Source organism: Actinomyces sp. zg296, from assembly GCF_009829695.1.
Taxonomy (GTDB): domain Bacteria; phylum Actinomycetota; class Actinomycetes; order Actinomycetales; family Actinomycetaceae; genus Actinomyces; species Actinomyces marmotae.
Genome location: NZ_VWPG01000005.1, coordinates 14,949 through 36,389, shown reverse-complemented (window position 1 = coordinate 36,389; position 21,441 = coordinate 14,949). Strand labels below are relative to the sequence as shown.

Below are 21,441 nucleotides of genomic sequence, written 5' to 3'. Positions count from 1 at the left end.
GGCCGCGGGGCGTCAGGCAGCGGGCTTAGGGCGGTAGGCCGTCAGGCGCCCCGAGTCGTCGTAGGCGATGAGCTCGCCGCCGTCGGGGGTGACGTTCCATGAGGAGAGGTCCCCGATCCTCATCGCCCCCGACTCGGCGCCCGAACCGGGATCGACCAGGTGCAGGTACAGGTCATGATCCCGAACCTCGCGCACTTCGGCCAACGGCCCGGTTCCCATCATCGTCGTGTAGGTGACCGGCAGCAGCCGGCATTCGGCGCCGTTACCGGTGCCAGTGCGGCTGCGTCGGGTCAGCGAGTTGATGCCCGGCATGGACAGGGTCGCGTCACCGTGAACGAGTGTGGCGGAGCAGGTGCCGTCTTTCGCCTCCGCGGAGACTTTCATCGTCGATGGGGCCCAGGAGGTGTCCGCGTTCTCGATCCAGGCGCGGGCCTGCTCCGCGCTGATCGGCGTGGGGGAGTAGGGGAATGTGCCGTAGTCCTTTGAGTCGTCCCGGCGAGCGTCTCCGAGGGGGGTGCCGTCGGGGGAGTACAGGGAGACTCGCTCCTCATCCTCGAATTTGTCCGAGATGCCGACGAGCCAGCCATCGGACAGGGGCGCTACGAGGGCGGCGCCCGTGATCTGACCCATGGATCGGGTAGATCCGTTCTCGAGGTCCAGGGCGAGCAACTCCGTGGTGACCTTATCGCTCTTCTGGAGGTTCAGGTCTCCCAACGCCAGGGCGTACCGGTTATTGTTGAGTGCGCTGAGCCCCACCGCGATAGTGCTGTTGGAGGACTCGATCGTCCTTGTCCAGCGATCGTCGTAGCGGGAGGTCCACAGCGTGCAGGTCAGGCCCTCGCAGGCGATCGCGATGCCGTGAGCGGCGGAGACCGTCGCATCGGCCGGCCACGGAGCGCGAACGCGCTCCTGGGTGTCGAGATCGATCAGGTCGCCGCCGTCGACCACCCAGTTCTTCCACACCCCGGGTTCCGGCAGGGCATGGCCGAGGTCCTGCTCCCAGAGAAGCTCGACCCCTCTCTCGGACTCCTGCAGGACCGTGACGAGGGTGGACTCGCCCCGGATGATGAAGCGCACGAGTTTGGAGCCGGCCTTTATGACCTTGACCCGGTCCTCCTCATGGGTGCTCGGGGACTCGAGGCCGCCATAACTCCATGCCTCCTCGGTCCCATTGAGCCAATCCGTCGACCACGTGTTCCTGGAGGGGGAGATGAGCTCATTGAGGGCTTTCGGCGCCGAGGACCTCAAGACCGCGTAGGCGGCGGCGCCGCTTCCCAGGAGCACGCTGAGCGCTAGGACGACTGAGACCACGGCGCGAGCCCGGCCTCCCGGGGCAGGTGGGGGACTCGATGAGGGCGGCGGATCAGCGACCATGGGATCGAGGATGCCACGGATCCTCGCGGCTCGCACCGGGTTGCCCCCGGGCGCGCTACACAGCCGGGCGCTCCATGACCTGGGACTCCGACCCGGGGCTCCCCATGGCCTGGAGACGGCGAGCCCTGGAACCGCGGACCTCTGGCTATCCTGGGGGCGTGACTCCCACTTCCCATGCGCGGATCCGCGGAGAGCTCGACCTGGGGGCTCTCCGGGAGAATGACCGCACCGGCCTCCTGGCTGACATCGACAGGATCGTCGTCTGGGATATCGCCCTGACCACCCGCTTCCGCGGTCTGACGCGTCGTGACGGTGTCCTGATCCACGGCCCCGCGGGCTGGGGCGAGGCCGCCCCCTTCTGGGACTACAACGCCGACGCCTCCGCGCCGTGGCTCGCCGCGGCCCTTGAGGCCGCCACCGGCATCGGACCCGGAGGCGCCCCTGCCCCCCAGCACCCCGTCGTGCGCACCCACATCCCCGTCAACGTGACCATCCCCGAGGTGGGGGAGCAGCGGGCCCGTGAGATGGTGGTCGCCTCGGGCTGCCGCACCGCCAAGGTCAAGGTCGCCGGGCGGCGCGACTCGATGCGCAAGGACATCAAGAGGCTCGAGGCCGTCCGGGACGCCCTCGGCCCCGAGGGCCGTATCCGCATCGACGCCAACGGCTGCTGGGACCTCGACGCCGCCGCCCGCCACATCCCCATCCTCGACCGCGCCGCGGCGGGCCTGGAGTACGTGGAGCAGCCCTGCTCCGACGTCCACGACCTCGCCGCGCTGCGCAAGCGCCTCAGCGTGCCGATCGCCGCCGACGAGTCCATCCGCCTGTCGGCGGACCCCCTCGCCGTCACTCGCCTGCGGGCTGCCGACCTGGCGATCCTCAAGGTCGCCCCCCTGGGAGGGGTCACCCGCGCCCTCGCGATGGCCGAGCGGCTCGGGCTGCCCGCCGTCGTCTCCTCTTCCCTGGACACGACCATCGGCATCTCCGAGGGCACCCGGCTGGCAGCGGCGCTGCCCGTGCTCGGGCGCGCCTGCGGGCTGGGCACGATCCGCCTGCTCTCGCGCGACGTCGCCGTTCCCTCCGCCATTCCCGCGGGCGGCTCGCTCCCGGTGCGCGCGCCCCACCTGTCCAACGCGATCCTCGGCGCCGTGCTCGCCGGCGAGGAGACCGTCTCCCAGTGGCAGTCCCGTTTCGCCCATATGCTCGGGGCCCTGACCGCCCGACGGGAGCGGGAGGCGCGCGACGCCTCGACCGCCGTCGGTGGCCTTCCGATCTGACCGGCGCCGACGGCGCTCACGACGAAGCCGAGGACCGATGCAGCCCCCCTCACTCACCGCTGCCGCCGCTATCGTGGAGGCCCTGGTGGCCACGGGTGTCCGCTGGGCGGTCCTCAGCCCCGGATCGCGATCCGCCCCCATGGCCTACGCCCTGGCCGAGGCGGAGGCCGCCGGGCTCCTGGGCCTGCGGGTCGTCCTGGATGAGCGCAGCGCCGGCTTCACCGCCCTGGGCATGAGCCGCGCGGCCCTCCTGGAGGGCCGGCGCGCCCCCGCCGTCGTCGTGACCACCTCCGGCACCGCCGTGGCCAACCTCCACCCGGCTCTCGCTGAGGCCGATGCCGCCGGCATCCCGTTGGTCGTCATCTCCACCGACCGCCCGCACGAGCTCGTGGGCACTGGCGCCAACCAGACCACCGCGCAGGCGGGCATCTTCGCGCTCGCTCCGCGCGCGACCGTCGACATCCCCGCCGATCTCACGGCCCCCGGCCCGGCCGGACTGGGTGAGGAGCCCGGGCGGGCGGCCATCACCGGGCAGGTCCGCAGGGCCGTTCTCGCCGCCGCCGGGACGCTGACCCGCGATCCGGGCCCCGCCCATATCAACGCCCGATTCCGCCCGCCGCTCACGCCGGGCGGAGGGCCCATCCTGGGGGAGCCGCCCTCGCGCGCCGCCCTCGCGGGCCCGGCTGTCTGGGAGGCCCCCGCCCCCGCGCCGCACGCCGTCTGGGATGCCGCCGCCCCCGCCACGGGAGAGGGGGGTAGCGCCCCCGGGCTCGTCGTCGCTGGCGACTGCCCCGACCCCGCCCTCGGCGACCTCGCCGCGAGAGCGGCCGAACGCCTCGGATGGCCGCTCCTGGCCGAGCCGACCTCGGGCGCGCGCCATGGCTCCACCGCGCAGCCCCGATACGCCGAGTTGCTCGCCACCACCGCCGGGCGCGACCTGGCATCGAGGGTGCGCCGCATCCTCGTCGTCGGCCACCCCAGCCTCAGCCGGCCCATCAGCGCGCTCCTGGCCCGCCACGACGCCCGGATCAGCGTCCTGGCCGATCGGGCCAGGATCACCGACGTCGCCGGAACCGCGGGGCGCGTCATCGCCGTCGAGCCCGCCGGCACCCCCGGCGGCCGGGCGGGCCAGGCGGAGCGGATCGCGCGCCTCCTCGGGGGCGGGGGGCGTGCCTGGGCGGCCGACTGGACGAGCGCCGTCTGCGCCCTCGACCCTCTCTCGGCGCCGCTCGGCGCCGGGGCCGGCTCCCCCGCGCAGGCCGATGCCCCCCACTTGGGCGCACTCACCGCGGACGACGCCGCCCTCGCCGTCTGGGCCTCCTGCGCCCCCGATCGCGCGGGCGCCGAGGCCCCCCTGCTCGTCGTCGGCTCATCCATGACGATTCGTCGTCTCGACCGGCTCGCGCCCGTGGGCGCGCCCGCGCCCACCGCCGTCGCCAACCGGGGCCTGGCCGGCATCGATGGGACGATCGCCACCGCCAGTGGCCTGGCGCTCGCCTCGGGAGGGCCGGTTCGCGCGGTCATGGGGGACCTGGCCTTCCTCCACGACGCCATGTCGCTCGGCCGCGGCGAGCATGAGCGTGAGCCCGACCTCCAGGTCATCGTCCTCGACGACGCCGGCGGCGCCATCTTCAAGGGCCTGGAGTACGCGGGAGTGCCGGGGGATGAGCGATTCGCCCGCCTCTTCGCCACCCCTCAGTGCGGCAGCATCACCGCCCTGGCCCGGGCCCTGGGCGTGGCTGTTCATGAGGCGGGCGACGCGCGCGCCCTCGAGCGCGCCCTGGCGGAGCCGGTGCGCGGGCTGAGCGTGATACGGGTCGCCCTGGCCTGAGCCCGTCCTGGGCGCCGGTATACCAAGTTGTAACGGGCCTTGCTGCCAGGGAGATCACTGATGAGGGGAGAACGCGCACAGCCCGGCCACAGGTGGCGAGAAGAGAAGACACAGTCTCCCCGGTCTACCATGCGGCAGACAGCAGTTGATGACGCGGGTCGATCAGGCGCGCGCCCCATCCAGGAGGTTCAGAGGAGACCATGAGCAACTACGACGAGTCGAACGGGCAGCCGACTGGTGGCGCCAGCGCCACCAATCCGCACAGCTTGGCTCCCTCCGACCCCGCCCCCGCAGACAGCTCTGTCCCCGCGGCGGCGCGCATGACCGATCCCGCCGCGCCCACCGAGACCTACACCTCCGCCCCCACCGCCCCCGCCGGCTACGACTTCGGTCCGGGCTCTCAGCCGGGCCACTACCCCACCACCGACGCCTTCGCGGCGCCCACCACCGACGCCTTCGCGGTGCCGCCGGCCATGAGCGCCGTCGACGGCGGGGCCCCCGTCCCCGCGGCCCCCACGAAGGAGCGGCGGGGGCCCGGCTGGGGCTCCATGATCGCCATGACCGTGGCCGCCGCCCTGCTCGCCTCCGGGGGTACCTTCGCCGCCTTCCGCCACGACACCGATGGCGCCTCCACCCCGAAGAGCGCCGGCTCCTCGCCCACCGCCGTCGCGACCGGCTCCACCACGCAGACCGTCACCTCCCAGGGGACGACCCCGGACTGGCAGGCCGTCACCGCCGCCGTGTCGAACTCAGTCGTGTCCATCACGGTGTCCGTGGGGAACAGCGGCGCCGTCGGCTCCGGCGTCATCTACGACTCCAAGGGGCACATCCTCACGAACCAGCACGTGGTCGCGGGGGCCTCGAAGATCATGGTCACCCTCGCCGACGGGCGCATTTACGGCGCCGAGGTCACCGGCACGGACGCCAGCACGGACCTGGCCGTCATCAAGCTCAAGGACGCCCCGAGCGACCTCACCGTGGCGCAGATCGGGGACTCGGACTCCCTCGCGACCGGCCAGGGCGTCATGGCGATTGGCAACCCGCTGGGCCTGTCCTCCACGGTGACCACCGGCATCATCTCCGCGCTCGACCGCCCCGTGGTGACCACCCGGGAGGACACCGGGGATCCCTCCAAGGGCTCCGATCCGTCCCAGCAGGGACCGCAGTCGGGGGACCTCGGCGGGCTGCTCAACAACCTGTTCGACAGGGGGAAGAATCCCACCTCGCAGGTCTACACCAACGCCATCCAGATCGATGCCGCCATCAACCCCGGCAACTCCGGCGGGCCGCTCTTCGACGGCAGTGGCAAGGTCATCGGCATCACGAGCTCGATCGCCTCGACCGGGCGCTCCGGCTCCTCGGGCGAGAAGGCGGGGTCGATCGGCATCGGTTTTGCGATCCCCGTCAAGCTCGCCCAGAAGGTCGCCGACCAGCTCATCGCCACTGGCAGCGCGTCGCACGCCTACCTGGGGGTGAGCATCGGTGACGGCGGCGCTGAGGCTGACGGCGTCCTGCGCGCCGGCGCCGAGGTCGGCAGTGTGGAGCAGGGCTCTCCCGCGGCCAACGCCGGCGTCAAGCAGGGCGACGTGATCACGGCGATCAATGGCAAGAAGACCAACCAGGCCGCAGCGCTCACCGGCTTCGTCCGCCAGTACTCCGCGGGGGACGAGGTGACGCTCACCGTCATCAGGGGCGGCAAGTCTCAGGAGATCAAGGTCACTCTGGCCGAGAAGACCTCCTGAACCACGTCGCCGGGACCGGTCTCGCTCCTATTTTCGACCGGTCTCGGCGATGGGGAGGGCGCCGAGGGCGCCGAGCATGGGGCGCATCTTCGCGCGGGTCTCGGCGAGTTCATCGTCGGGATCGGAGTCCGGCATGATCCCGCCGCCCCCGAAGACCCTCACCTGCCCGCCGGGCGCGGCGATGGAACCACTGCGCAGCGCGATGCACCACTCGCCCTCGCCATGCCAGTCCACCCAGCCCACCGGCCCCGCGTAGCGCCCGCGGTCCATGCCCTCGACCTCTTCGATGATCCGGTCCGCCGCGCCGCGCGGGGTGCCGCACACCGCCGCGGTGGGGTGCAGGGCCCCCACGAGGGACAGGGCGCCCGTATCCCCTGCCACCACGCCGGTGATATCGCTGGCCAGGTGCAGGACGTTGGGCAGCTCCAGGAGGAATCGCTCGGGCGCCTCCACCACCGAGCACAGCGGCATGAGTGCCTCGATCGCCGAGGCCCGCGCCAGGGCGTGCTCCCGGTTGTTCTTCTCCGAGCCCTCCAGCCAGGCGGCCAGTTCGGCGGTGCGACTGGGGGTGTCGCCCGGGTGGCGGCGGGCCGTCCCGGCCAGCACGCGGCTCGTCAGCCTGCGGCCGGCCAGGCGCAGCAGCATCTCCGGTGAGGCGCCGAGCATCCCATCGACCGCGAAGGTCCAGCATGACGGGTACGCCCGTCCCAGCCTGCCCAGGATCGTCCCCGCGGGAAGGGCCTGGCCCGGAGTGACCAGCACATCCCTGGCCAGGACGACCTTGCGGGCCTCGCCAGCGCGCATGCGCTCGCGGGTGACGTCCACGGCCGCGCGCCAGCCCGCCTCATCCAGGGCGCCGAACTCCACGAGGGCCCGCCCGCGGTCGGCGCCGGCCTCGGGCGCCGCCGACGCCGTCTCCAGTAGCTCGGCGAGGAGCGCGCCATGGTCGGGGTGCTCCGCGGGCGCCCCGCCAACCCCGGGGGCGCCCCCGACTGGGGCGCGGACCGCCGTCGTCATCCAGGCCCCGCTCTCATCGGCGCCCACGATGACCTCCGGCACGAGCAGCACGGACTCGGCCGCCGAGCGGTCCGAGAACGCGATCGTCCCCACCGCCACCGGCCCCGTGCCCGGCCGGACCAACGGATCGCGCCACCAGGAGGCGTAGACCGTCGCCCGCCAGGCGCGGCGCAGCTCCTCGATGCGCCCCGCCCCCCGCGCGCCCAGGACCAGCGCCCGGCCGAGCCCCACCAGGCCCCGCCCCTCGTGAACCCAGGAGACGACGTCGTCGCGCCCGGTGAGCAGGTCGAGCAGTTCCGCGCCATCGAGGACGCCGGGCGGCAGCGCGGTGGTCAGGAACGACAGGCGCGGGGGACGCGCGGCCGCCTCGGCGGCGGCGAGGGCCAGTGGCCGCGGCGTCCCGGGGCGCCGGAAGGGCGCGGCGCCGCTCACGGTCGCGGCTTGGCGGCGCGGTGGACGGCGACGATCCCGCCCGACAGGTTCTTGTAGCCCACGCCGCGCCACCCGGCCTCCTGCATGAGCGCCGCCAGGGCGCGCTGGTCGGGCCAGGCGAGGATCGACTCCCCCAGGTAGTCGTAGGCCTCGGTGTTCGACGAGACAAGGCGGGCCAGGGCCGGCAGGGCCGTGCCGAGGTAGAAGCGGTAGGCGGTGCGGAAGGCCCGCCAGGTGGGGGAGGAGAACTCGGCGATGACGATGCGCCCGCCCGGCCGGGTCACGCGCGCCATCTCGCGCAGGGCCTTGGAGGTGTCCTGCACGTTGCGCAGCCCGTAGGAGATCGTGACGACGTCGAAGGATTCGTCGGCGAAGGGCAGGTCCATCGCGTCGCCCTCGACGAACTCGATCCCCGGGTGGCGGCGCCTCCCCTCGGCGACCATCCCGGGGGAGAAGTCGCAGGCGACGACGTCGGCCCCGTCGGCCGCGTACTCCACGGCCGAGGTGCCGGTGCCGGCGGCGAGGTCGAGGACCCGCATCCCGGGGCGGGCCGCGACGGCGGCGCGGGTGACTCGCCGCCACATGCGCACCTGCCACAGGCTCATGACGTCGTTGGTGAGGTCGTAGCGGTGCGCGACCGCGTCGAACATGCCCGCGACCTCGCGGGGGTCCTTGGAGAGGGAGGCTCGGCTCATGGCCCCATCATTCCAGGAAGTCGCCGCCATCCCCGCCGCGCCGGCCAGCCCGGGTGGTGGCGCTATGGGGGACCCTGGTCCTAGGAAAATGTGGTATTTGGATACGAGAAACGGACGTAATTCACTTGTCCGATGACTTGTCTCCGGTCACAGAGGGGTGCCTGAATCGTTGTGATTCCGCTGATGGGCTGGTCGGAGTGATCGAGGACCGAGACCACGGTGTCATCTCGCTAGGATTTTCCCAGGCCCGCCGTGCCGGATGGGTCACATGGCCCATTGCCCGCGCCGAGAGCGCCGCGGACGCCCTATTACAGGGCCATGGCATGAGATCTCTCGAAGGAGACTGACCGATGACGATCACCCCCACGAGCCACAGCGCCCCGACGGCGCAGCGGCCTGCGCGCGGGAGTGACCTGGCCGCGGACGTCGTCGTCATGGGCGCCGGACCCGCCGGCTCATCGGCCGCCTACCACCTGGCCACCCTCGGCCTGGACGTGCTCCTGGTGGAGAAGGGCGAGCTCGGCCGGGACAAGGTCTGCGGTGACGGCCTCACCCCCTCCGCCGTGCGCGAGCTCGCCTCCATGGCCGTGGACACCACCGGCTGGCAGCGGAACGTCGGCCTGCGCGTCATCGGCGGCGGGCACCGCCTCACCTTCCCCTGGCCCGAGCAGGCCTCCTTCCCCTCCTACGGGATGGCCCGCCCCCGCGCCCGGCTCGACGCGGACCTGGCCGCCCATGCCCAGCGCGCCGGCGCCCGGCTGCTGACCGGCGTCACCGTCACCGGCCCGGTCATGACCCCCTCGGGGCGCGTCATCGGAGTCGAGGCCAAGCCCAGCGCCCGTGTCGAGGCCCCCGGCATCGAGGCCCCCGCGCGCCTGTCCGCCCCGCTCGTCATCGACGCCGGCGGTGTCTCCGCACGCCTGGCCACGGCCGTGGGCCGCGCCAAGAACGAGCGCAGGCCCCTGGGCGTGGCCGTGCGCGCCTACTTCCGCTCCCCGCGCGCCAGCGACGAGTGGATGGAGTCCCAGCTCGAACTGTGGGACGGCAAGCCCGGCGAGTCCGACCTCCTGCCCGGCTACGGCTGGATCTGGCCCGTGGGCGACGGCGTCGTCAACGTCGGGCTCGGCTCAGTCTCCTCCCGGGCCGCCACCACCCGCATCGACTACCGCGGCGCCTTCGCCCGCTGGATCGCGAACTGCCCGGCTGAGTGGGGCTTCACGCAGGACAACCAGATCGGGCGCCTCGCCTCCGCCGCCCTGCCCATGGCCTTCAACCGCAAGCCCCACTACGCCGACGGGCTCATGCTCCTGGGCGACGCCGGCGGCATGGTCTCCCCCTTCAACGGCGAGGGCATCGCCCAGGCGCTCATGTCCGGGCGTCTCGCCGCCCAGGCGGCCGCGCAGGCCGCCGTGCGCTCCACCCAGGCCGGCCGCGAGCAGGCGCTCGCCCAGTACCCGGCCGCCCTGCGCGCGGAGATGGGCGGCTACTACACGCTTGGGCGCCTCTTTGTCGCCCTCATCGAGCACCCCGAGGTCATGCGGATCTGCACCCGCTACGGGCTTCCCCGCAAACGCCTCATGAAACTCGTCACCAAGCTCCTGTCCGACGGGTGGGAGCGCCGCGGCGGCGACGCGGTCGACCATTTCATCCAACTTCTGACAAGGATGGTGCCAGCAGCATGAATCCATACGTCTCACTGCTCGTTATGGCCGGGGTGGCGCTCGTCGTCGCGCTGGGTGGACTGGCGCTGTCGGCGATCATCAGCCCGAACCGGACCAACCGGGTCAAGGTCGCCAACTACGAGTGCGGGATCGACCCCACCCCCGTCAACACCGAGACCGGGCGCTTCCCCGTCTCCTTCTACCTGGTGGGCATGACGTTCATCATCTTTGACGTCGAGGTCGTCTTCCTCTACCCCTGGGCCACCGCCTTCGCCCGGCTCGGGTTCTTCGGGTTGTCCGCCGCGCTCATCTTCATCGCCCTCATCACGGTGCCCTACATCCTGGAATGGCGCCGCGGCGGTCTGGACTGGGACTGAGCGGGACGCGACGGAAGAGAGGCAGTAGCGATGAACATGGACGCCTACCGCGCCAAGATGAAGTCCATCCCGTCCAAGCGGGATGACTTGACGGCCCAGGCCATCGAGTCGGTCGAGGGGCCCGGCTTCCTGCTCACCAGCGTTGAGCGCCTGGCCGGCTTGGGGCAGGCCCGCTCCCTGTGGCCCGTCACCATGGGACTGGCCTGCTGCGCCATCGAGATGATGGCCACCGGCACCCCCCGCTTCGACATGGCCCGCTTCGGCTGGGAGGTCTTCCGCGCCTCGCCCCGCCACGCCGACGTCATGATCGTCTCGGGCCGCCTCTCCCACAAGATGGCCCCCATCATCCGCAACGTCTACGACTCGATGCCCGAGCCCAAGTGGGTCATCTCCATGGGCGCCTGCGCCTCCTCCGGTGGCATCTTCAACAACTACGCCATCGTCCAGGGCTGCGACCACGTGGTCCCGGTGGACATCTACCTGCCCGGCTGCCCGCCCCGCCCCGAGATGCTCATCAACGCCATGCTCGAGCTCACCCGTCAGGTCGAGGCCAAGCCCATGCTCAAGCACCGCGAGGAGATCGCGCGCGCCGTCGAGGCCGCCGCCCTCGCCGCCACTCCCGTGACCGAGATGAAGGGCCAGCTCGCATGAGTGACACCACCGCGCCGAAGGACGGCGCCCCCTCGGAGGAGCTCGCCTCCGCCCCCGCCGGGCCCGCGGTGCCCGAGATCGCGGGCGCCCCGGTGCGCCCCGAGTTGCGCGTCGAGGTCGTTTCGCGCCACAGCGGGCACTTCGGCGCCGCCGACTCCGGCGACACCACCGGCTACGGCCTCACTCAGTCCGCCGTCACCCTGGCGCCGGCCGCCTCCCGCCCCTACGGCGGCTGGTTCGACGACGCCGTGGACGCCCTCATCGAGGACCTGCGCGCCTCCGGCGTCGACCCGGCCGCCGCCATCGAGAAGGTCGTCATCGAGCACGACGAGCTCACCCTGTTCATCGCCCGCGAGCACCTGCTCGACGTCGTCGCCCCCCTGCGGGACGACCAGGACCTGCGCTTCGAGCTGTGCCTGGGCGTGAGCGGCGTCCACTACCCCCAGTTGACCGGGCGCGAACTGCACGCCTGCTTCCAGTTCATGAGCCTGACCCACGGCGCGCGCATGATCCGCCTGGAGGTCACCTGCCCCGAGTCCGACCCCCACGTGCCCTCGATCGTCTCCCTCTACCCCGGTGACGACTGGCACGAGCGCGAGACCTGGGACCTCATGGGCATCGTCTTTGACGGACACCCCAACCTCACCCGCTCCGCGATGCCCGACGACTGGGTCGGCCACCCGCAGCGCAAGGACTACCCGCTCGGCGGCATCCCCGTCGAGTACAAGGGCGCCACCACCCCGCCCGCAGACACCCGGAGGTCGTACCGCTGATGAGCACCACCGCAGCCTTCACCGCCGCCGGCCCCGCCACCGACGACCTCGCCGACGGCGCCCCGCAGTACACCCTGTCCGGGGGTGACTGGGACGACGTCGTCGCCCAGATCGCCGCCCGCGATGAGGCCGACCGCCTCAAGCACGACCGGATCGTGGTCAACATGGGGCCCGTCCACCCCTCCACCCACGGCGTGCTCCGCCTCGTCCTGGAGATCGACGGCGAGACCGTCACCGAGGTCCGCGTGGGCACCGGCTACCTCCACACGGGCATTGAGAAGAACATGGAGTACCGCACCTGGGTGCAGGGCGAGACCTTCGTGACCCGCATGGACTACGTCGCCCCCTTCTTCCAGGAGGTCGGCTACGCCCTCGCCGTCGAGAAGCTCCTGGGCATCACGGACGACATCCCCGAGAAGGCCACCGTCACCAGGGTCCTGCTCATGGAGCTCAACCGCATCGCCTCGCATGTCGTGGCCGTGGGCACCGGCGGCAATGAGATGGGCGGCACCACGCTCATGACCATCGCCTTCCGCTGCCGCGAGAACATCCTCCGCGTCTTCGAGATGGTCTCCGGCCTGCGCATGAACCACGCCTACGTGCGCCCCGGCGGGCTCGCCCAGGACCTTCCCGAGGGCCTGACCGACTTCGTGCGCTCGGTCATGCCGGATATGAAGAAGGACCTCCACGAGCTCGAGCTCCTCCTCATGGAGAACCCGATCCTGAAGTCCCGGTTCATTGGAGTCGGCGAGATCTCCCTGGCCGGCGCCATGGCCATGGGGCTGACCGGCCCCTGCCTGCGGGCCGCCGGCTACCCCCTCGACCTGCGCAAGACCAACCCCTACTGCGGCTACGAGACCTACGACTTCGAGGTCCCCACCTACGACCGCTCCGACTGCTACACCCGCCTGCGCATGCGCGTCGACGAGTGCTACCAGTCACTCAAGATCATCTCGCAGTGCCTGGAGCGCCTCGACGCCATCTCCGCGCGCGGCAACCACCCCTCGAACACCACCATGGTGGCCGACCCCACCATCGCCTGGCCCGCCCGCATGGCCATCGCCACCGACGGCCAGGGCCAGTCCTTCGAGCACGTCCGCGAGATCATGGGCAGTTCCATGGAGTCCCTCATCCACCATTTCAAACTGGTCACCCAGGGCTTCCGCGTCCCCGCGGGCCAGGTCTTCCAAAAGGTGGAGCACGCCAAGGGAATCCTGGGCGTCCACGCGGTCTCCGACGGCGGCACCCGCCCCTACAGGGTCCACTTCCGCGACCCCTCCTACTCCAACCTGCAGTCCCTGGCCCTCATGGCCGAGGGCGGCATGATCGCCGACCTCGTGCCGACCCTGGCCTCGATCGACCCCGTCCTGGGAGGCGTGGACCGCTGATGAGCACGAACCCGACCACCGCGGCACCCGCGGCCGATCAGGCCGCCATTCCCGCCATCCCCGCGGCCCTCACCGCCGCCTGGGATGAGGGCGTCGCCGCCCAGCTGCTCGCCGACATCGAGGCCATCAAAAGCCGTTACCCCGCCGAGCACCAGCGCAGCGCGCTCATCCCCATGCTCCACCTCATCCAGAGCGTCGACGGCTACGTCTCGCCCGCGGGCATCGCCCTGTGCGCCGAGGAGCTGGGCCTCACCCGCTCCGAGGTGAGCGCCGTGGCCACCTTCTACAGCCAGTTCCGCCGCCACCCCGCCGGTGAGTACCACGTGGGCGTGTGCACCAACGCCTTGTGCGCCGTCATGGGCGGGGATGAGATCTGGGAGGCGGTGTCGGCGCGCACCGGGCTCGGCTCCGACGAGACCTCCGAGGACGGCCGCATCAGCCTGGAGCGCATCGAGTGCAACGCCGCCTGCGACTACGCCCCCATCGTCATGGTCAACTGGGAGTTCTTCGACAATCAGACGCCCGCCTCCGCCGTCGCCCTCATCGACGCGCTGGAGGGCGGCGAGGGCGCGCGCCCCACGCGCGGGCCGGACGCCTTGCCGACCTTCCGCGCCAATGAGCGCGTCCTGGCCGGATTCGAGGACGGCCACGCCGACGAGGGCCCCTCGGCAGGCGAGCCCAGCCTCCTCGGCCGGCGCATCGCCGCGGCCAACGGCTGGACCAGCCCGAAGGAGGACACCAAGTGAGCACCAATGCCGTCGACGCCTCCCAACCCGCCGGCCCCTCCTTCACCGCGCCGGGCACACTCACCCCCGTGCTCACCGAGCACTGGGGCGAGGACCGATCCTGGACCCTGGAGCACTACCTCTCCGTGGGCGGCTACGAGGGCCTGGCTCGCGCCAAGACCATGAGCCCCGAGGAGCTCATCGGCCTGGTCAAGGGCTCCAACCTGCGCGGCCGCGGCGGCGCCGGGTTCCCCACGGGCCTGAAGTGGTCCTTCCTGCCCCCCATGGATGGGGCGCCCCGCTACCTCGTCGTCAACGCCGATGAGTCCGAGCCCGGCACCTGCAAGGACATCCCCACCATCCTGGCCAACCCCCAGGCCCTCATCGAGGGCATTGCTATCACCTCGCGCGCCATCGGCGGGGATCTGGCCTTCGTCTACCTGCGCGGAGAGGTCACCCACGTCTACCGGCGCCTGCTGGCCGCCGTGCGCGAGGCCGCCGACTCCGGTCTGCTCTCCACCGGGTTCGGGCTCGACGGCGAGCAGCCGCTGCGGATCGTCGCCCACGCCGGCGCCGGCGCCTACATCTGCGGTGAGGAGACGGCGCTGCTCGACTCCCTCGAGGGCCGCCGCGGCCACCCGCGCCTCAAGCCGCCCTTCCCCGCCGTCGCCGGCCTTTACGGGCGGCCCACGGTTATCAACAACGTGGAGACCATCGCCTCCGTGCCCGGGATCCTGGCCAAGGGCGCCGACTGGTACAACGCCATGGGCACCGAGCGCTCCAAGGGCCACGGCATCTTCTCCGTGTCCGGGCACGTGGTGAGCCCCGGCCAGTTCGAGGCCCCCTTCGGCATCACCATGCGCCAGCTCATCGAGTTCGCCGGCGGCATCCGGCCCGGCCACAGCCTCAAGTTCTGGGTGCCCGGAGGCTCCTCCACCCCGATCTTCACCCCCGACGAGCTCGACGTCCCCCTCGACTACGAATCGGTGGCCGGCGCCGGCTCGATGCTGGGGACCCGCGCCCTCCAGGTCTTCGACGACACCGTCTCCGTGGTGCGTGTCGTCGCCCGGTGGACGGAGTTCTACCAGCACGAGTCCTGCGGCAAGTGCACCCCCTGCCGCGAGGGCACCTACTGGATGCGCCAGATCATGCTGCGCCTTGAGGCCGGCAAGGGCATCCCCGGCGATGTCGAGAAGCTCGAGGACATCGCCAGCAACATCGCCGGGCGCTCCTTCTGCGCCCTCGGCGACGCCTCGGCCACCCCGGTGCTGTCCGGCATCAAGCGGTTCCGCGATGAGTTCGAGGCCGGCTACACCACGCCCGCCCGCGAGCTCTTCCCCTACCGCGCCTCCTCCATCCTCGAAAGCGCCAGGTGAGTCATGACTGAGATGGTCAACATCACGATCGACGGCGTCCCCGTCGAGGTCGCCAAGGGAACGCTGCTCATCCGCGCCGCGGAGCGGATCGGCGTGCGCATCCCGCGCTTCTGCGACCACCCCCTGCTCGGGCCCTCGGCTAACTGCCGCCAGTGCCTCGTCGAGGTCGCCATGCCGGACCGCGAGGGCAATGTGCGGCCCATGCCCAAGCCCCAGCCCTCCTGCGCCATGACCGCCACCGAGGGCATGGAGATCTCCACTCAGGCCACCAGCGCGGTGGCGGCCAAGGCCCAGGCCGGCACCATGGAGTTCCTTCTCATCAACCACCCCCTGGACTGCCCCATCTGTGACAAGGCCGGTGAGTGCCCCCTGCAGAACCAGGCCCTGGAGCTCATGAGCACCGGCGCGCAGTCCGTCACCCGATTCACCGACGTCAAGCGCACTTTCCCCAAGCCCCTGCGCCTGACCAGCAACGTCCTGCTCGACCGCGACCGTTGCATCCTGTGTCAGCGCTGCGTGCGCTTCGCCGACGAGATCGCCGGGGACCGCTTCATCGCCCTCCAGGGGCGCGGCGGTGGCCACCCCGCCACCGATGGGCACAGCGGGGGCCTCTACTCCGAGCAGATCGGCCGCTTCGACTCCACCGTCCTCGACTTCCTCGACCCGGATGCGCCCGGAGCCCCCGGCGCCCAGTCGATCCGCGGCGCGCACGGCCTCATGCCCGCCGAGGGCCTCGCCGGCCCCTCGGGCGATCCCGGCGCCGCCGACGGCCTGGCCCCCGGGCCGATCGACCCGGGCCGCGGCGACCTCGATGTCTCCGGGCGCCCCTTCGCCTCCTACTTCTCGGGCAACATCATCCAGATCTGCCCGGTGGGCGCCCTCACCTCCGCGCGCTACCGCTTCCGCGCCCGCCCCGTGGACCTCGTGTCCACCCCCTCGGTCACCGAGCATGACGCCTCCGGCTCCGCGATCCGCGTCGACATGCGCCGCGGCGCCGTCCTGCGCCGCCTGGCCGGCGATGACCCCGAGGTCAACGAGGAGTGGATCACCGACAAGGACCGCTTCGCCTTCCCCTGGGCCACCGCCCCCGACCGCCTGACCACGCCGCTCGTGCGCGACGAGGCCGGCGAGCTGGTGCCCACCTCCTGGTCCGACGCCCTCGACGTGGCCGCCCGGGGACTGGCGCGCGCCGCCGCCGACGGCGGGGTCGGGCTCCTGCCCGGCGCGCGCCTGACGCTGGAGGACGCCTGGGCCTGGTCCCGCTTCGCCCGGGCGGTGCTGGGCACCAACGACATCGACCAGCGCGTGCGCGACCACAGCGCCGAGGAGGACACCTTCCTCGCCGCCCGCGTGGCCGGCACGGGCCTGGGCGCCGTCACCTACACCAGCCTCGAAACCGCCGGCCAGGTCCTCCTGGTCGGCCTGGAGCCCGAGGACGAGTGCGGCTCGCTCTTCCTGCGCCTGCGCAAGGGCGTGCGCGCCGGCGGGGTTCGGGTCGCCTCCCTCACCAGCGTGCTCACCCCCGGCCAGGCCAAGATGAGCGCCGAGTCTATCCTCGTCGCTCCCGGCGAGGAGGCCCGCGCCGTCGCCCTCCTGGCCCAGACGCATCCGGCGCTCGTCGAGGCCCTCAAGGCCGACGGCGCCACGATCCTCGTCGGCGAGCGCGCCGCCGCCGTCCCCGGCCTGCTCACCACCATCGACACCCTGGCCACCGCCACCGGCGCGCGCCTGGCCTGGGTGCCGCGCCGCGCCGGTGAGCGCGGGGGCATCGAGGCCGGCGCTCTGCCCTTCCTCCTTCCCGGCGGGCGGCCCGTCGCCGACGCCACCGCCCGCGAGCAGGTCGCCACCGCCTGGGGGATCCCCACCACCGGTGAGAGCGCCCGGCCCCTCCCCGAGGCCCCCGGCCGCGACACCACCGCCATCCTCACGGCCCTGACCGACGGCGTGCTGGGCGGGCTCGTCATCGGCGGCGTCGACCTGCGCGACTTCCCCGACCCCGGCCTGGCCCGCGCGGCCCTGGCCGCCTCTGCTTTCACCGTGCAGCTGGAGGTGCGCCGCTCCGAGGTCACCGAGCACGCCGACGTCGTCCTCCCCGTGGCCCCGCCCGTGGAGAAGAACGGCACCTTCGTCAACTGGGAGGGGCGCGTGCGCCCCTTCGGGCAGGCCCACGTCTCGCGCACCCGCACCGACCGCCAGGTCCTGGGCATGCTCGCCGCGGAGATGGGCGCGGACCTGGGCGTGGACAGCCTTGAGACCCTCCACGCTGAGCTCGCCGGCCTGGGCCTGTGGGCCGGGGCCCGCCCCGCCGTCGCCTTCAGCGAGGCCCCCGCCCAGGAGGTGGGGGACGAGTCCGAGGCGGCGTCGTCGGCCCCCTCCGGCCTGCCCGCGGTGCTGGCCACGCATAAGCCGATGCTCGATGCCGGACGCCTCCAGGACGGCGAGACCTTCCTGGCCGCCACCGCCCTGCGCCCCGTGGTCCGCCTCGGCGCCGACCTCGCCTCCCGGCTGGGCGTCACCGGCGGGCAGGTCGTCGAGGTGACCACCAGCACCGGTGCCATCGCGCTGCCCGCGGTCATCGGGGGAGTCGCCGACGGCGTCGTCTGGCTCCCCGAGTGCTCCGCCGGCTCGACCGTGCGCCAGAGCCTCGGCGCGCACCACGGCTCGCCCGTGCGCGTGTCGCTCCCCATCAGCGGCGCGGCCGGGACCCCCGGCAGCGCCGCCCAGCCCAACACGCCCACTGCGGAGGTGGTCCGATGAGCACCGCGTCACTCATCCTCGCCCCGGCGGCGCTGCCCGTCGCCGCGAGCGGGGGAGTCAAGGCCGACTTCAGCGGGGAGACCTGGTGGCTCACGCTGATCAAGGCCCTCTTCCTCCTGGCCTTCCTCATCCTGTCCGTCATCATGGTCCTATGGGTCGAGCGCCGTGGCCTGGCCCGCATGCAGACGCGCCCCGGCCCCAACGTCAACGGCCCCTTCGGGCTCTTCCAGGCCCTCGCCGATGCCACCAAGTTGATTCTCAAGGAGGACTTCTGGCTCGGCGGCGCCGAGAAGTTCCTCTACCTGGTGGCGCCGATCCTCACGGCCTTCACGGCCTTCATGGTCTACGCGATCATCCCCTTCGGGCCCGAGGTCTCCATCTTCGGCCACCACACGCCCCTGCAGATGGCTGACTTCCCGGTGGCGATCCTCTACGTGCTGGCCGTGACCTCCTTCGGCGTCTACGGCATCATCCTGGGCGGCTGGTCCACCCATTCCGTCTACCCGCTGCTGGGCGCCGTGCGCAGCGCGGCGCAGGTCATCTCCTACGAGTTGAGCATGAGCCTGTCGATCCTCACGGTCTTCCTCGCCTCGGCCACGATGTCCACATCCGGGATCGTCGCCGCGCAAGACAGGCTGTGGTGGGGCATCGCCATGATCCCCAGTTTCCTCATCTACGTCGTCTCCATGGTCGGAGAGGTCAACCGCCTGCCCTTCGACCTGCCCGAGGCCGAGGGTGAGCTCGTCGCCGGCCACATGGTCGAGTACTCCTCGATGAAGTTCGCCTGGTACTTCCTGGGCGAGTACATCAACATGTTCAACGTCTCGGCCGTGTGCGTCACCTTGTTTCTGGGCGGCTGGCACTCCGGCTTCGGATGGCTGTGGCCCGGGTCGAACGAGGGCTGGTGGCCGATGCTCTGGTTCATCGCCAAGGTCTGGACCGTCATGTTCTTCATGATCTGGACCCGGGGCACCCTCGTGCGCATTCGCTACGACCACTTCATGAAGCTCGGCTGGAAGTTCCTCATCCCGGTCTCCCTGGGATGGTTCGTCCTGGTGGCTGTCGTCCAGGGCTACCGTGCCTTCTCCGGCGGCTCCACCCGCGGCCTGCTCATGGTTCTGGCCGTCGTCTTCCTCGTGGCCATGCTCATCCTGTTCCTCCTGCCCGCCCGCGACGACGGCGCGGCCGACGGCGCCCGCGCGGGCCAGGGCGCTGGTGACCTCGTGGCCCCCGGCGAGGAGTTCGACGCCTACGCGGGCGGCTACCCCGTTCCGCCGCTGCCCGGTCAGAGCCTGCCGGTCACGCCCAGGGCCCGCCGCGCCGCGGCGGCCGCCTCCCTCGCACCAGCGGGCGCCGCAGTCGGACCCGCCGGCGCCCAGTCCGCCGCGACCTCCCAGGAGGGGACCGATGACTGACCTGAACCCCACCCCGCGCGCCTCCGAGCACGACCGGTGGCTGCGCGACGCTCCCGGCCCCCTGGCCCGGGCCTTCGCGCCCGTGGCCGGGTACGGGGTCACGATCTCCTCGATGTTCCGGCCCACGGTCACCGAGCAGTACCCCTTCGAGCCGGCCAACCTCATGCCGCGCTACCACGGCCGCCACCAGCTCAACCGCTACGACGACGGCCTGGAGAAGTGCATCGGCTGCGAACTGTGCGCCTGGGCCTGCCCCGCCGACGCGATCTACGTCGAGGCCGCGGACAACGCCCCCGGCGCGCAGTACTCGCCCGGCGAGCGCTACGGCCGCGTCTACCAGATCAACTACCTGCGCTGCATCTTCTGCGGCATGTGCATCGAGGCCTGCCCCACCCGGGCCCTGACCATGACCCTAGAGATCGAGGAGCTGGTCGGCCCCACCCGCACCGGCCTCATCTACGAGAAGGACGACCTCCTGGCCCCCGTCCCCGACGGCGCCCTGGACGCCCCGCACCCCATGGTCGAGGGCACTGAGGACGGCGACTACTACCGCGGCGCCGTCACCGGGCCGACGCGGGCGCAGGCCGACTGGGTGCGCGCCCACCGACCCGAGGACCCGACCCTGGCCACCGTCAAGGTCGTGGAGGCCCCCGCCAGGCCGAAGGAGGCCGTGCGATGAGTTCACCCACCCTCCTCCTCCCGCTGGCGCCCGCAGCCCCCGGTGGCTCCGGGGCGGTGACCCTCGGCGAGACGGTCCTCTTCGGCGTCGTCGCCCTGGTCACCATCGCCTGCGGCATCGGCCTGCTGACCGCCAAGCGCGCCGTTGCGGCCGCGGTCAACATGATCGTCATCATGATCGGGCTGGCGATCCTCTACATCGCCAATGAGGCCCCCTTCCTGGGCGTTACCCAGGTGGTGGTCTACACCGGCGCCATCATGACCCTCGTCCTGTTCGTCATCATGCTCGTCGGAGTCGGCGGCGAGGAGCCCGTGGGCGCCACCTCCTCCAGGTCCCAGGTCCCGCTCATCGCCCTCGTCGGGGTCGCTCTGGCGGGCGCCCTCGGCGTGACGGTCTGGCGGACCCCCCTGCCCCGCCCCGCCGGCCTCGGCTCCGCCTCCGATCCGGCCGAGCTCGCCGCCGCCCTGTTCAGCCGTCACGTGGTCACCATGGAGCTCACCGCGATGCTCCTCATCGTGGCGGCCCTGGGAGCGCTGACCCTCACGCACCGCCAGCGCATCCGCCCCAGGCGCTCCCAGGCGACGATCGCCCAGGAGAAGTTGCGCGACTACGCCATCAAGGGCACCCACCCCGGTCAGCGGCCCATGCCCGGCGTCTACGCCGCCACCAACTCCGCCGCCGCCCCCGCCCTGGACGCCGATGGCACCGCCGTCGAGGAGTCCATCCCCCGCGTCCTGCGCGCCCGGGAGCTCGGCTACGAGTTGGCCGAGGTCTCCCCCGAGACCGCGGCCGCCGCGCGGGCCGGCCAGATCCGCGCCCGCTCCGGGGCGCGCGTGGCCCAATCCGGCATGGCCTCCATGCCCGGCGCCGCCGCCCCGGTGGTCAGCCAGCCCATAGCCGCCCCGGCCCCTCCCGAGACCGCGGGCGCGGAACCCAGCCAGACTGAGGCGAAGGAGGAGGACAAGTGAGCATCGGGTTCTACATCATCCTGGCGATCATCCTGTTCTCCCTCGGCGCGCTCACCGTGCTGCTGCGCCGCAACGCGATCATTGAGCTCATGGGCGTCGAGCTCATGCTCAACGCTGTCAACCTCGTGCTCGTCACCTTCTCGCGCCTCCACGGCAACCTGACAGGGCAGATCTTCGCCTTCTTCGTCATCGTCGTGGCCGCCGCCGAGGTCGTCGTGGGGCTGAGCATCGTCGTGTCCATCTTCCGAACCCGCAGGGGAGTGTCGGTCGACGACATCAACCTGCTCAAGAACTGAAGGGGCTGAT

At 72.0% G+C, this 21,441-nt stretch carries 18 protein-coding genes; 15 read left to right on the top strand and 3 right to left on the bottom strand.

Annotation, left to right across the window (positions count from 1 at the left end; all coding sequences use genetic code 11):
• Positions 1–12: 12 nt before the first annotated feature.
• The gene (locus tag GVV76_RS05650; protein ID WP_159523664.1) at positions 13–1,311 is read right to left on the bottom strand and encodes a hypothetical protein; all 1,299 of its coding nucleotides are present in this window, start codon (positions 1,309–1,311) and stop codon (positions 13–15) included.
• A gap of 221 nt (positions 1,312–1,532) precedes the next feature.
• On the opposite strand from GVV76_RS05650, the gene GVV76_RS05645 reads away from it, so the two are divergent.
• The 3 genes from GVV76_RS05645 (at position 1,533) to GVV76_RS05635 (ending at position 6,221) form a co-directional block, all read left to right on the top strand.
• On the top strand, positions 1,533–2,648 hold the full coding sequence (locus tag GVV76_RS05645; RefSeq protein ID WP_159523662.1) for an o-succinylbenzoate synthase: 1,116 nt from the start codon (positions 1,533–1,535) through the stop codon (positions 2,646–2,648).
• 37 nt (positions 2,649–2,685) lie between these two features.
• Positions 2,686–4,479, top strand: a complete 1,794-nt coding sequence (gene menD, locus GVV76_RS05640; protein ID WP_159625625.1) for a 2-succinyl-5-enolpyruvyl-6-hydroxy-3-cyclohexene-1-carboxylic-acid synthase — start codon at positions 2,686–2,688, stop codon at positions 4,477–4,479.
• Positions 4,480–4,679: 200 nt separating this feature from the next.
• Entirely contained in the window at positions 4,680–6,221 is a 1,542-nt protein-coding gene (locus GVV76_RS05635; RefSeq protein WP_159625623.1) for a S1C family serine protease, read from the top strand.
• Positions 6,222–6,248: 27 nt separating this feature from the next.
• Here GVV76_RS05635 and GVV76_RS05630 read toward each other — a convergent pair whose 3' ends face one another.
• Together GVV76_RS05630 and GVV76_RS05625 are read right to left on the bottom strand one after the other, a co-directional pair.
• Positions 6,249–7,670, bottom strand: a complete 1,422-nt coding sequence (locus GVV76_RS05630; protein WP_159625621.1) for an isochorismate synthase — start codon at positions 7,668–7,670, stop codon at positions 6,249–6,251.
• Complete coding sequence (locus GVV76_RS05625; RefSeq protein ID WP_159523654.1) at positions 7,667–8,365, bottom strand: demethylmenaquinone methyltransferase; 699 nt, start codon at positions 8,363–8,365, stop codon at positions 7,667–7,669. Before GVV76_RS05625 ends, GVV76_RS05630 begins: the two co-directional genes overlap by 4 nt.
• 350 nt (positions 8,366–8,715) lie before the next feature.
• Between GVV76_RS05625 and GVV76_RS05620 the strand changes: the two genes are divergently transcribed.
• Genes GVV76_RS05620 through nuoK form a run of 12 tightly spaced genes read left to right on the top strand, consistent with a single transcriptional unit; the run spans position 8,716 to position 21,431 of the window.
• Positions 8,716–10,047, top strand: coding sequence for a geranylgeranyl reductase family protein (locus GVV76_RS05620; protein WP_268891779.1), 1,332 nt, complete (start codon positions 8,716–8,718; stop codon positions 10,045–10,047).
• On the top strand, positions 10,044–10,403 hold the full coding sequence (ndhC, locus tag GVV76_RS05615; protein WP_159523652.1) for an NADH-quinone oxidoreductase subunit A: 360 nt from the start codon (positions 10,044–10,046) through the stop codon (positions 10,401–10,403). Before GVV76_RS05620 ends, ndhC begins: the two co-directional genes overlap by 4 nt.
• Positions 10,404–10,433: 30 nt before the next feature.
• A complete protein-coding gene (locus tag GVV76_RS05610) occupies positions 10,434–11,054 on the top strand; it encodes an NADH-quinone oxidoreductase subunit B (RefSeq protein WP_159523650.1) in 621 nt (206 codons plus the stop codon).
• Positions 11,051–11,827 carry an NADH-quinone oxidoreductase subunit C gene (locus tag GVV76_RS05605; protein WP_159523648.1) on the top strand — a complete coding sequence of 259 codons (777 nt, stop codon included), beginning with the start codon at positions 11,051–11,053 and terminating at the stop codon, positions 11,825–11,827. The genes GVV76_RS05610 and GVV76_RS05605 overlap by 4 nt, the downstream gene beginning before the upstream one ends.
• Entirely contained in the window at positions 11,827–13,215 is a 1,389-nt protein-coding gene (locus tag GVV76_RS05600) for an NADH-quinone oxidoreductase subunit D (protein WP_159523646.1), read from the top strand. Before GVV76_RS05605 ends, GVV76_RS05600 begins: the two co-directional genes overlap by 1 nt.
• Positions 13,215–13,961 carry an NADH-quinone oxidoreductase subunit NuoE gene (gene nuoE, locus GVV76_RS05595; RefSeq protein WP_235905277.1) on the top strand — a complete coding sequence of 249 codons (747 nt, stop codon included), beginning with the start codon at positions 13,215–13,217 and terminating at the stop codon, positions 13,959–13,961. The genes GVV76_RS05600 and nuoE overlap by 1 nt, the downstream gene beginning before the upstream one ends.
• A complete protein-coding gene (nuoF, locus tag GVV76_RS05590; RefSeq protein ID WP_159523644.1) occupies positions 13,958–15,316 on the top strand; it encodes an NADH-quinone oxidoreductase subunit NuoF in 1,359 nt (452 codons plus the stop codon). The genes nuoE and nuoF overlap by 4 nt, the downstream gene beginning before the upstream one ends.
• A 3-nt stretch (positions 15,317–15,319) precedes the next feature.
• Positions 15,320–18,073 (top strand): NADH-quinone oxidoreductase subunit G, encoded by a 2,754-nt coding sequence (locus GVV76_RS05585; protein WP_159625613.1) that lies wholly within the window; start codon positions 15,320–15,322, stop codon positions 18,071–18,073.
• On the top strand, positions 18,070–19,488 hold the full coding sequence (gene nuoH / locus GVV76_RS05580; RefSeq protein ID WP_159625611.1) for an NADH-quinone oxidoreductase subunit NuoH: 1,419 nt from the start codon (positions 18,070–18,072) through the stop codon (positions 19,486–19,488). The genes GVV76_RS05585 and nuoH overlap by 4 nt, the downstream gene beginning before the upstream one ends.
• A complete protein-coding gene (nuoI, locus tag GVV76_RS05575; RefSeq protein ID WP_159523638.1) occupies positions 19,481–20,167 on the top strand; it encodes an NADH-quinone oxidoreductase subunit NuoI in 687 nt (228 codons plus the stop codon). The genes nuoH and nuoI overlap by 8 nt, the downstream gene beginning before the upstream one ends.
• Positions 20,164–21,135 (top strand): NADH-quinone oxidoreductase subunit J, encoded by a 972-nt coding sequence (locus GVV76_RS05570; RefSeq protein ID WP_159523636.1) that lies wholly within the window; start codon positions 20,164–20,166, stop codon positions 21,133–21,135. The genes nuoI and GVV76_RS05570 overlap by 4 nt, the downstream gene beginning before the upstream one ends.
• A complete protein-coding gene (gene nuoK, locus GVV76_RS05565) occupies positions 21,132–21,431 on the top strand; it encodes an NADH-quinone oxidoreductase subunit NuoK (RefSeq protein ID WP_159523634.1) in 300 nt (99 codons plus the stop codon). Before GVV76_RS05570 ends, nuoK begins: the two co-directional genes overlap by 4 nt.
• The last annotated feature ends 10 nt before the right edge of the window (positions 21,432–21,441 follow it).